We start from the raw sequence: 11,468 nt of genomic DNA on the forward strand, positions 1-11,468 counted from the left end.
GTGCTTCAACGCTTGCGCGCGTTGATGCCTGCTCAATGCATTGGCTCGATGATCATTTGGTGGTGTTCCACTTGCAGCGCCGGGGTGGCGAGTTCGCCGCCAACCAGGGTGGGTTCTTCGCGGTGCAGCGGCACGATTGCACCGCTCCCAATCGTAACGGCGATACGACCGGCGGCCTGGATCATGTCGGCGCCGCAGCCAGCGCTTGAACCCTACCGTCATAACGATCCCTCCCGCGCAGCAACGGTATAGCCGCAGCCGTGCGGGTTTTCCCCGTCTTATATGGAGTTCGGTACCGGAAGCTGGCGCGACGTCATTGTCGCCCGTCGCAGCAGGAAATCAAGTGCTAGCTTTGACGCGGCGGCCATGGTCTCACCTCGTGAACTGGCCGGCGACCAACAGTATCGAACCTGTTACGTAAGACGCTTTCATCCGAGGCGACGACGAAATCGCCCATAGCTCTCTTTGCGGGTTCGCGGCCAGTTGAGGAGTTTCCTTTGGGGCAATCGCGCCACGTCGCTGGCGGGTCGGAAGTGCCGCTTCGCACCCTTACGCGCGGCGCACGTGGCCGCCAAACTGGACTTGCCCTTGATCCAACATTTACGATCCGTCGCCTCAGAAACGTTCCAGTGCGCGGCTGCGGTGCCAATTTCGTTGCAGGAGCCAAACGAATGGTCAAAGGATTGTACATCGCCGGAGTACCGGAGGAGTGATGTCGGCGATGGGGCAAAATGCGAAGAACCCAGCGTGAGCAAAATCAGTCCGCTCTACCCCACCAAGCGGACCTCAATGAAAGGTGTCGCCACTTCGCTGACGGGCCAGAAGCAGACAATCACCACCTTGAGCGGCTTACATTTTGCCTGTCGGCGGCATAGCTTATGCGTGGTTGACGTCCCTCAGCGAGCAACGCCACGAGGGGAATGGCTGTGCGCTATCTCTTCGAGAACTACACATTTGACACAGACCGGCGTGAGCTGTGTCGCGGCGCCGAGATGATCCCTCTCGCGCCACAGGTCTTCGATCTGCTCGACTACCTGATCCGCAACAGGGAGCGCGTCGTCAGCAAGGACGATCTGATCCGCGCCATCTGGGACAACCGCTCCGTCTCTGATGCTGCATTGACGACGCGTCTCAATGCAGTCCGAGGCGCGATCGGCGACACCGGTGAGAAGCAGCTTCTGATCAAGACGCTGCCGCGCAAAGGTTTCCGTTTCGTTGGAGCCGTGCAGGAAGAAACACAGGGGAGCCCGGCCGAGCAGACTGGTTCGGCGACGTGTGGTGGCGTGACTGCAGAGACGTCATCTTCAGCACATCGCCTTTCCATTGTTGTGCTGCCGTTTGCTAATCTCAGCGGAGATCCCGAGCAAGGCTATTTCGTCGACGGCGTCACCGAGAGTTTGACCACGGATTTGTCGCGCATCTCCGGTTCATTCGTGATCGGCCGACACACCGCCTTCACGTACAAGGATAAAGCAGTCGACCTCAGGAAGATCGGGCGCGAGTTGAACGTCCGGTACGTGCTCGAAGGCTCCGTGCAGCGCAGTGGGAACTGGCTTCGGGTGAACGTGCAGCTTGTCGATGCCGAAAGTGGCAACCACCTATGGGCCGAGCGTTTCGACAACCCCATCGCTGATCTGTTCGACATGCAGGACGAAATCGTGTCGCGGTTAGCCAACACGCTGGATGCCCAGCTTGTTGAAATTGAGGCCCGACGGGCAGAACACTCTGTACGTCCCGACGCGATGGATTTGTATTTCCAGGGCATCGCTCACTTAAACAAGGGAGTGACCCTCGAGCACCTGACGCAAGCGCGTGGCTTTTTCGAACGCGTCTTGGCGCTTGATCCTGGCAGTATCGAAGCACTGGTTGGAACGGCCATAGTTGACTACTCTATGGGCGTTAACTTCTTTACCGAAGACCGAGCCGCGTCCCTCGCGGCGGCCGAGACGGCGCTAAACAAGGCTCTGTCAATGGCTCCACAGCACGCGCAGGCTCACATGTATCTGGGCGTGGTGTATATTTTCACATTCCGCGCAGTCCAAGGGATTGCCGAATGCGAGCGGGCGTTGGCGTTGGATCGAAATTTGGCTAACGCTCATGGCTGGATCGGTCGTGGCAAGTTTCATCTTGGTCGCGCTGAGGAAACCGAGGCCCACATCCATAACGCGCTCCGCCTCTCACCTCGCGACACCTTTGCCTACCGGTGGATGATGGTCATGGGCCTCGCCAAGTTCTGGCTCGGTGCCGATGCCGATGCAGTCGCATGGCTGCGGCGCAGCATTCAGGCCAACCGGAATTTTCCCTTCACGCATTTTTTTCTCGCTGCGGCACTGGCGCTTGTCGGGCAGCTGGATGAGGCGCGCGCTGTTGCGCAGGCCGGATTGACGCTCCAACCAAATTTCACCATTCGTCGCTTCCGCGCTAACCTATACAGCGACAATCCGAGTTACCTCGCCAGGCGTGAGCGCGTCTATGAGGGCATGCGGTTGGCAGGGGTGCCCGAGGGCTGATGTCCGACTTGGGTTAGAAGCGGTCTTCGACGAGAAGCGCTTGGTCGGTTTACGGGTCCGACGCGCGCCGTCACCGATGTGGCGCCTGGATATCGAAATCAGAGGCCGCCGATCGACCAGCGGTCGAGATGGTGCGTGCTGATGCTCGTCTGCCTTACACCCGCTGCCATGATGACATTCTGCCGGTGTTTTGCCCGACGGGTCAAATCGATTTCGTAAAATCGAAAAATCCCAATGCCGACAAGGGCCCGGCTACCGTGCATGGGGTTGTTTTCGCGAATTTTGTTTTGCCGGCCTCCGATATGTCGGGCCGGGCCCCGATCCCGTCAGGCCCGGAGCGGCCTGAGCATTCGCCTCAGCTGTCGACCTTCAACGCGGCAATGAAGGCTTCCTGCGGGATGTCGACCTTGCCGAACTGCCGCATCTTCTTCTTGCCTTCCTTCTGCTTCTCCAGAAGTTTCCGCTTGCGCGTGATGTCGCCGCCGTAGCACTTGGCGGTGACGTCCTTGCGCAGGGCGCGCACCGTCTCACGCGCGATCACCTTGCCGCCGATCGCCGCCTGGATCGGGATCTGGAACATGTGCGGCGGGATCAGCTCCTTCATCTTCTCGACCATGGCGCGGCCGCGCCCCTCCGCGCGGGTGCGATGCACCAGCATCGACAGCGCGTCGACCGGCTCGTTGTTGACCAGGATCTGCATCTTGACGAGATCGGCCACCTTGTAGTCGGTCAGGTGATAGTCGAACGAGGCGTAGCCTTTCGAGACCGATTTCAGGCGGTCGTAGAAGTCGAACACGACTTCGTTGAGCGGGAGGTCGTACTTCACCATGGCGCGGGAGCCGACATAGGTCAGCTCCTTCTGCGCGCCGCGGCGGTCCTGGCACAGCTTCAACACGCTGCCGAGATATTCGTCGGGCGTGAGGATGGTGGCCTCGATCCAGGGCTCCTCGATATCGGCGATCTTGACCACGTCGGGCATGTCGACGGGATTGTGGATCGAGATCTCCTGGCCGTCGGTCAGGTGCATCTTGTAGATCACGCTTGGCGCGGTCGCGATCAGGTTGAGGTCGAACTCGCGCGACAGCCGCTCCTGGATGATCTCGAGGTGCAGCAGCCCGAGGAAGCCGCAGCGGAAGCCGAAGCCCAGCGCAGCCGAGGTTTCCATCTCGTAGGAGAAGCTCGCGTCGTTGAGGCGCAACTTGCCCATCGCCCCGCGCAGTGTTTCGAAGTCATTGGCGTCGGCCGGGAACAGGCCGCAGAACACCACCGGGATCGCCGGCTTGAAGCCCGGCAGCATTTCGGTGACCGGCTTCCTGTCGTCGGTGATGGTGTCGCCGACGCGGGTATCGGCGACTTCCTTGATCGCCGCGGTGATGAAGCCGATCTCGCCGGGGCCGAGCTCGTCGACCTGCTCCATCTTCGGGGTGAAGAAGCCGACGCGCTCGACGTCATACGCCGCGCCTGTGCCCATCATGCGGATGCGCTGGTTCTTCTTCATGACGCCGTCGACCACGCGGATCAGCACGACCACGCCGAGATAGACGTCGTACCAGCTGTCGACCAGCAGCGCCTTCAAGGTCGCGTCGCGGTCGCCCTTCGGCGGCGGCAGGCGGGTGACGATGGCCTCCAGCACGTCAGGGACGCCGAGGCCGGTCTTGGCCGAGATCATCACGGCGTCGGAGGCATCGATGCCGATGACGTCCTCGATCTGCTGCTTGATCTTCTCGGGTTCGGCCGCGGGAAGGTCGACCTTGTTCAGGACCGGGACGATCTCGTGATTGTTGTCGAGCGCCTGGTAGACGTTGGCGAGCGTCTGCGCTTCGACGCCCTGGCTGGCGTCGACCACCAGCAGGGAACCCTCGCAGGCCGCCAGCGACCGCGAGACTTCGTAGGCGAAGTCGACATGGCCGGGCGTGTCCATCAGGTTGAAGATGTAGTCCTTGCCGTCCTTGGCGCGGTAGGCGAGGCGCACCGTCTGCGCCTTGATGGTGATGCCGCGCTCGCGCTCGATGTCCATGGAATCGAGCACCTGCTCCTTGCCCGCCATTTCGCGGTCGGTGAGGCCGCCGGTCATCTGGATCAGGCGGTCGGCCAGCGTCGACTTGCCATGGTCGATATGGGCGACGATGGAGAAATTGCGGATGTTGGAAATGGGGACGGTCGTCATGGGCGCGGGATACCACTCACATCCCCGTGCGGCAACCATATTGCTGTATTTTCAGGGCCTTTCTTCACGCCAAGCTGATTCCACGAGGCCCCAAAACGCGCTACGCAACGGCCCATGTCCAGGCTCATGTCCACGACCTCGATCCCCTCCGCCCGAACACGCGCAAAAGCCCGGGTGAGCTTCAACCGCTTCCGGGCCTGGCTGGTCGCCTGCGCGATCCGGCCCGAAGCGCGGCTCTGGCTGGTGATCCAGCTCGCCATCCTGCATGCGGTGCTCTGGACCTTCATCCTGATCAATCTCAAGGCAGCGCAGGACGTTCACATGGACGTCGCAGAAGCCTGGGGCTGGGGCCAGAAATTCCTCTGGGGCTATGGCAAGCACCCGCCGCTGTCGGGCTGGGTCGCGGGCCTCTGGTTCAGGGTGTTCCCGGCGGCGGACTGGGCGACCTATGCACTGGCGATGGCGACGGTCGGCATCGGCATGGTGATCTGCTGGCTGGTCGCCTTGCGCGTCGTGGATGCACGGCGTGCGTTCCTGGTCGTGGTGATGGTCGCGCTCTACCCGATCTTCAATTTCAAGGGCTTCAAGTACAACGCCGACCTGCTCCAGCTCGTCACGCTGCCGCTGCTCGTGCTCGCCTATCTCAACGCCTTCGAGAAGCGGACCTGGCAGTCCGGCATCTGGTTCGGGCTCGCCGGCGCGCTGGCGCTGATGACCAAATACTGGGTGCTGACCATGATCGGCGCCATCGGCCTTGCCGCGCTGATCCATCCCGACCGGCTGCGATTCCTGCTGTCGCCGGCGCCGTGGGTGGCGATCGCGACGATGGTCGTGGCGATGATCCCGCATTTCGTCTGGCTTGCGGGCGTGCATTTCGTGCCGCTGACCTATGCCGGCGATACCTACAGCCTCGATGACAGCCGCCAGGTCCATCAGCTCGTGGCGGGCTACGCCCTGCATAATTTGGCGCTGCTGGCGCTGCCGGTGGCGCTGGCCGCGCTCGCAATGGCGCTGGTGCCGCATTGGTTCACGCTGCTGCTGCGCGCACCGTTACGCATCGTCACGCGCGCCTGGGGGCGCGGCGCCAATCCCGGCGTCAATGTTGCGCAGGCGCTGAATGTCTGGATCATCCAGATCATCGTCGCGGTCGGCCCGCCGCTCGGCGCGCTGGCCTTCAGCATCTACATGAAGACCGATTGGGGCATCTCGCTGTTCTTCCTGGTGCCCTTGGCGCTGGTCGCGATCCCGGCGCTGCGGGTGCAGAGCGCGGCCCTGTTCAACATCGCCGCGATCTGGCTCGTGCTCAGCGTCGCGACGCTCGCCGCCTCGCCCTGGATCGCCGCGCGCGAGATGGCGGCCAATGCCGGCAACGCACAGATCTACGGCGCGCGCTCGGAGCTCGCGCGCGAATTGACCCAGGCCTGGCACACCCGCTTCGGCTCGCGCTGGGCCGTTGTTGCCGGCACGATGGAACAGATCCAGCCGCTGGTGTTCTACAGCCCGGATCATCCGTCCGCGCTGCTGCCGTTAGAGGCCTGGGATTCCGGGCTGACGTCGCGCGAGGATGCCAGGAAGTATGGCTTCATCGGCGTATTCGATCCGACCGATGGCCGCCTGCCGGCGTTCGAGAAATGGGTCTCGGAGATCGCGCCCAACGCCGAGCGCATCGTGATGACGACGCGCCGCTTCACCCACGGCAAGGCCGGCCCGGCGATGAGCTGGAATATCTACATCGCCCCGCCGGCGAAGTGACCGAGGATTAAATCCCTTCCTCGTTGAACTTGCTTTCAACGAGCTCGGTGATCGCCGCGAGCGCGGCTTCCGCTTCGGTGCCGGCGGCGGCGACCGTGATCGTCGTGCCTGGTCCTGCGGCCAGCATCATCAGGCCCATGATCGAGGTGCCGCCGACGGTCTCGCCGCCGCGCGTCACCCACACCTGCGCGTCGAAGCGCTCGACCGCCTGGACGAACTTCGCGGAGGCCCGCGCATGCAGGCCGCGCTTGTTGATGATCAGGAGCTCCTTGGAGATCGCGCCCGCGGGCACGCCGGTCCCGGCTTGCGGCGCGTCGTCACTCATTTGCCGGCGAGCACGCGGCTGGCAATGGTGACGTATTTGCGGCCCGCTTCCTGGGCCATCGCGATCGCGTCGGGCAGCGGACGCTCCTCGCGCACCTTGGCAAGCTTCACCAGCATGGGAAGATTGATGCCAGCGAGCACTTCGACCTTCGGCCGGCTCATGCAGGATATTGCAAGGTTGGACGGCGTGCCGCCGAACATGTCGGTGAGGATCGCGACGCCGTCGCCGGAATCGACGCGGTTGACCGCCTCGATGATGTCGCTTCGGCAGAGATCGGAATCATCTTCTGCACCGATCGTGATCGCTTCGATTTGCTTTTGTGGGCCCATGACATGCTCAAGCGCTGCCTTGAATTCGTCGGCAAGGCGCCCGTGGGTCACAAGTACTAGACCAATCATCGGAAAACTCCTCGCGGGCGCTTTTGGTGCACCGCACGAACGCGCCACTTTGACCATCCAGAGCCCCCGCGCAAGAGGGGATGTTGCGTATCTCCCTGAATCTAGACGGATGGATGAGGGGAGGTGCGCCGGTCTATTCGGTCGCGATAGTGGGGTTCATATGGTTACCATTTCCCTTCAAACAATCGCCTGAAGGGTTAACGGAAGATGAACTCTTGGTAGTGGTCAAGGCCGCAACAACCAAAGGGAGGGGCGAATAGTCGCGCCCGACGGGGATTCGCGGTATTTCGACACCGAAAATGCTTGTTTTCAGCGATTCCGCCGCTGGCAAGCGTTCCGCGTCGGCAGCGTCTAGATCGACCACGAGGCCGACGGTCGCATGCTCCACGAAGTCGCAGCGGCGGATTCCCAGTCCCCGGATCTCGATCAGGCCGGCCAGCAGCGGGGCGGGGCGGACTTCAATTTCCTCGCCGACTGTCGCCAGATGGACACGGTCATCGCCGACCAGAATGGCCCTTTCGACCACGCCGGCGCGTCCCGCCATGATCAAATCGAAGGCAAGGCGCGACTTGCCGGAGCCTGAGGGGCCACGGATCAGCACCGCCAGAGTCCCGACCTTGACTGCGGAGGCGTGAACACTGGGGCCGCCGTCGCTCATAGCGCCGGCAGCCTCACCACGAAACGCGCGCCCGCAACCGTAGGCGCTCCGTCCTCGTCCACAGGGCCCGGGCGGTTCTCGGCCCAGATGCGTCCGCCATGGGCATCGACGATCTGCTTGGAGATCGACAGGCCGAGGCCGGAGTTCTGGCCAAAGCCCTGGTGCGGACGGTCGGTGTAGAAGCGCTCGAAGATGCGCTCCAGCGCGTCGTCGCGGATGCCGGGCCCGTCGTCGTCGACCACGATCTCGATCTCGGAGCGAACGCGGCGGCAGGTGAGGCGCACCTTGCTGCCGGGCTCGGAGAACGATTGCGCGTTGGAGAGCAGGTTGGAGACCACCTGCCCGAGCCGTGAGTCGTGGCCGGTCACGGAGAACGTGTCGTTCGCGCCGCGGCCCTCGAAGCGCGTTTCGACCGCGACGTCATGGCCGAGCTTGGTCTCATTGGCGACGGATACCAGCGTCGTCAGCAGGCGGCGGAGATCGACCCGGACCGCATCCTGGCGCTGCAATTCGGCGTCGAGGCGGCTGGCGTCGGAGATGTCGGAGATGAGGCGGTCGAGCCGCTTGACGTCATGCTCGATCACCTCGAGCAGGCGCGCGCGGCTGGTCTCGTTGCGGGCCAGCGGCAGCGTCTCGACCGCGGAGCGCAGCGAGGTCAGCGGGTTCTTCAGTTCATGCGCGACATCGGCGGCGAACATCTCGATCGCCTCGATGCGGCTGTAGAGCGCGCTGGTCATGTCGCGCAGCGCGCCGGACAGGTGACCGATTTCGTCGCGACGCCGGGTGAAGTCGGGAATCTCGATGCGGGCCTTGATGCGGCGGCGGACGCGCTCGGCGCTGTCGGCGAGCCGGCGCACCGGGCCTGCGATCGTGCTGGCGAGCAGCAGCGACAGCATGATCATGACCGCGGCAGCGACGCCGCCGACCTTCAGGATCGCCAGGCGCTCGGCGGTGACCATCTGGTCGATGTCGTCACCCTGCGTCGACAGCATCAGGGCGCCGTGGATGGCGCGCGAGCGCAGCACGGGGACTGCGACCGAGACGATCACCTCGCCGCGCGAATTGACCCGCACCATCGAACGCTTCTGGCCCTGGAGCGCATCGCTCACTTCCGAGTAGCCATTGCCGTTCTCGCGCCCGAGCTCGCGATACAGCGGCAGGTCACCGCGGTTGATCCAGAGCCGTATCGAGGTCAGGCCGCGCTCGATCACGCCGGGCTTCTGCGATGGCGGCGGCAACGGGAAGATCAGCACGTTCTCGAGGTCGCGGCTGTCCAGCAGCACCGTCCCGTTGGGATCGAATATCCGCGCCCTGGTCTTGGTCGGCGAGATCAGCGTGCGCAGCACGGGTGCGACGCGCTCCGGGCTGATCGGGAAATTCAGCGCCGAATAATCGTCGGACTCGCCATAGCTGTCGCCGAGCTTCAGATCGAGCAGGCGGTCAGGATCGACCGTGATCGCGTTGGTCTGCACGGTCGCCGACGCTCCGATGGCACCGGCGATGATCTCGGCCTGCACCAGCAGGCTCTGCGCACGCGCGTCGATCAGGCCGGCGCGGAACTGCGAGAGATAGAGAATGCTCGCGACCAGCGCGACGAGGCCGGCGAGGTTGAGCGAGACGATGCGGCGGGTCAGGCTCGAGAAGGAGAGCGCGAAGAAATACTGACCGGCGCGGGTCAGCCAGGACAGCGGACGCCAGCCTTGCGCGGCCGGCTTGTCGTCGGCGACGTGCTCAAGAACGCCGTCGGGCGCGACATCCCCGGCGTTCTGGTTCTCGTCAGGCTGCGTTCGGTCAAGCAATGCTTACGCCCGCGTTAGGACATCTCGTGCGAAGGGTCCCCGCATCCTAGAGCCATCCCGGTCCCGATGGAACGAGAACAGGCGATGCTCTCAGTCTTTCGTGAAGGCGCGCGACCCTCAGGCTTCCTTGAAGCGGTAGCCGACGCCGTAGAGCGTCTCGATCATCTCGAACTCGTTGTCGACCACCTTGAACTTCTTGCGCAGCCGCTTGATGTGGCTGTCGATGGTGCGGTCGTCGACATAGACCTGGTCGTCATAGGCGGCGTCCATCAGCGCGTTGCGGCTCTTCACCACGCCGGGCCGGGTCGCCAGCGCCTGGAGGATCAGGAATTCGGTGACGGTCAGCGTCACCGGCTCGTTCTTCCAGGTGCAGGTGTGCCGTTCGGGATCCATGCGCAGCAGGCCGCGGTCGAGCGCCTTGGCATCGTTCTCCTTCGGCGCGACGGTCGGGTCCTTCGGCGCCGAGCGGCGCAGCACGGCCTTGACGCGCTCGACCAGCAGGCGCTGCGAGAACGGTTTGCGGATGAAGTCGTCGGCGCCCATCTTGAGGCCGAACAGTTCGTCGATCTCTTCGTCCTTGGAGGTCAGGAAGATCACCGGCAGGTCGGATTTCTGCCTGAGGCGGCGCAGCGTCTCCATGCCGTCCATGCGCGGCATCTTGATGTCGAGGATGGCAAGATCGGGCTGGGTGGTGCGGAAACCGTCGAGCGCGGAGGCGCCGTCGGTGTACGTCATGATGCGGTAGCCTTCGGCCTCCAGCGCGATCGAGACGGATGTGAGAATGTTGCGGTCATCGTCGACCAAAGCGATTGTGGGCATGAGCCTCTGCTTTCTGCTTTCCGTTTGGGTCGTGGCTTAAAACGGCGAGCAATCCACTGATGCGCCGCATACATGGGTGCCGAAGTCGGCGGTCGAACCTTGTCACCGAGCAATGCAAGCTGGGCTGAAGTGTGACCAAGTTCCACGAAGCGCGGCAGATTCGCCGCGTTTCGACCCATAACCTGACCCCCGTTTACCCGAAAAAAGACCTCTCTTGCAACCACCTGACCCGAGAAAGCCGATGCACCCGACCCCTGATTTCGACCCCGGAAAGCTCGCCAAATCCCTGCTCAGGCGCTCGCGCCAGGGGGCGCTGGCAACGCTGATGGCCGGCAGCGGAGATCCCTATTGCTCCCTGGTCAATCTGGCGAGCCACCCCGACGGCTCGCCGATCCTGCTGATCTCGGGCCTGGCCGTGCACACCAGGAACATCCTGGCGGATCACCGGGTCTCCCTGATGCTGGACGAGCGCGCGGCCGGCGATCCGCTGGAGGGCGCCCGAATCATGCTGTCCGGCCGGGCGGAACAGGCCGATGCCGACAAGGATCTGCTCCAGCGGCGGTATCTCAATGCCCATCCATCCGCCGAAGCGTTTGTTTCGTTTAAGGATTTCTCGTTCTTCAGAATCCGGCCCACGGGAACCCATCTGGTCGCCGGCTTCGGCCGCATCGTCGATCTCAAGCCCGAGCAGTTCCTGACGGGCCTTGCCGGTGCCGAGGATCTGCTGGCGGCGGAGGAGGGGGCGGTCGCGCACATGAATGCCGACCACCGCGACGCCATGGGCCTCTATGCAACAAAACTCCTCGGCGCGGCGGAGGGCGACTGGCGCTGCACCGGCTGCGACCCCGAGGGCCTCGACATGCAGGATGGCCAGACTGCGCTGCGGCTGGACTTCCCGGAGCGGGTGACTGACGGCACGGCGCTGCGCAAGATGCTGGTCCGCCTTGCTGGCGAAGCGCGCGCGAAGGTGGACTAGCGCGCAACGATTTGAACGCTGCCCCCCATCGCTGCGACCCAAGACCGTAATGGTTCGAAGTCGG

Annotated in this window: 10 protein-coding genes; 3 read left to right on the top strand and 7 right to left on the bottom strand. The window is 63.6% G+C overall.

The genetic code is table 11. The features are described from left to right. Positions 1 to 32 precede the first annotated feature (32 nt). A complete protein-coding gene (locus AB7008_RS04295) occupies positions 33 to 185 on the bottom strand; it encodes a hypothetical protein (RefSeq protein ID WP_304492574.1) in 153 nt (50 codons plus the stop codon). 735 nt (positions 186 to 920) lie between these two features. Between AB7008_RS04295 and AB7008_RS04300 the strand changes: the two genes are divergently transcribed. Then, positions 921 to 2,510: a winged helix-turn-helix domain-containing protein gene (locus tag AB7008_RS04300; RefSeq protein ID WP_441258498.1), complete on the top strand. Its 1,590-nt coding sequence runs from the start codon at positions 921 to 923 to the stop codon at positions 2,508 to 2,510. 355 nt (positions 2,511 to 2,865) lie between these two features. Here the strand turns inward: AB7008_RS04300 and lepA are convergent, their stop codons facing one another. Beyond that, a complete protein-coding gene (lepA, locus tag AB7008_RS04305) occupies positions 2,866 to 4,677 on the bottom strand; it encodes a translation elongation factor 4 (RefSeq protein WP_028160588.1) in 1,812 nt (603 codons plus the stop codon). A 126-nt stretch (positions 4,678 to 4,803) separates the two neighbouring features. On the opposite strand from lepA, the gene AB7008_RS04310 reads away from it, so the two are divergent. After that, complete coding sequence (locus AB7008_RS04310) at positions 4,804 to 6,429, top strand: glycosyltransferase family 39 protein (protein WP_441261183.1); 1,626 nt, start codon at positions 4,804 to 4,806, stop codon at positions 6,427 to 6,429. Positions 6,430 to 6,436: 7 nt separating this feature from the next. On the opposite strand, the gene AB7008_RS04315 is transcribed toward AB7008_RS04310, so the two are convergent. The 5 genes from AB7008_RS04315 to AB7008_RS04335 form a co-directional block, all read right to left on the bottom strand. Further along, positions 6,437 to 6,754 carry an HPr family phosphocarrier protein gene (locus tag AB7008_RS04315; protein ID WP_014498546.1) on the bottom strand — a complete coding sequence of 106 codons (318 nt, stop codon included), beginning with the start codon at positions 6,752 to 6,754 and terminating at the stop codon, positions 6,437 to 6,439. Then, positions 6,751 to 7,152: a PTS sugar transporter subunit IIA gene (locus AB7008_RS04320; protein ID WP_007597752.1), complete on the bottom strand. Its 402-nt coding sequence runs from the start codon at positions 7,150 to 7,152 to the stop codon at positions 6,751 to 6,753. The genes AB7008_RS04315 and AB7008_RS04320 overlap by 4 nt, the downstream gene beginning before the upstream one ends. Before the next feature lie 133 nt (positions 7,153 to 7,285). Beyond that, a complete protein-coding gene (locus AB7008_RS04325) occupies positions 7,286 to 7,810 on the bottom strand; it encodes an HPr kinase/phosphorylase (RefSeq protein ID WP_441258499.1) in 525 nt (174 codons plus the stop codon). Then, complete coding sequence (locus AB7008_RS04330; RefSeq protein ID WP_028160585.1) at positions 7,807 to 9,609, bottom strand: sensor histidine kinase; 1,803 nt, start codon at positions 9,607 to 9,609, stop codon at positions 7,807 to 7,809. Before AB7008_RS04330 ends, AB7008_RS04325 begins: the two co-directional genes overlap by 4 nt. A gap of 117 nt (positions 9,610 to 9,726) precedes the next feature. Then, positions 9,727 to 10,428 (bottom strand): response regulator transcription factor, encoded by a 702-nt coding sequence (locus AB7008_RS04335; protein WP_008542552.1) that lies wholly within the window; start codon positions 10,426 to 10,428, stop codon positions 9,727 to 9,729. Between the two features lie 241 nt (positions 10,429 to 10,669). Here AB7008_RS04335 and AB7008_RS04340 point away from each other — a divergent pair, with 241 nt between their 5' ends. Beyond that, positions 10,670 to 11,404 (top strand): HugZ family protein, encoded by a 735-nt coding sequence (locus AB7008_RS04340; protein WP_441258500.1) that lies wholly within the window; start codon positions 10,670 to 10,672, stop codon positions 11,402 to 11,404. Positions 11,405 to 11,468 lie beyond the last annotated feature (64 nt).

The organism is Bradyrhizobium sp. 521_C7_N1_3, from assembly GCF_052075975.1.
Taxonomy (GTDB): domain Bacteria; phylum Pseudomonadota; class Alphaproteobacteria; order Rhizobiales; family Xanthobacteraceae; genus Bradyrhizobium; species Bradyrhizobium japonicum.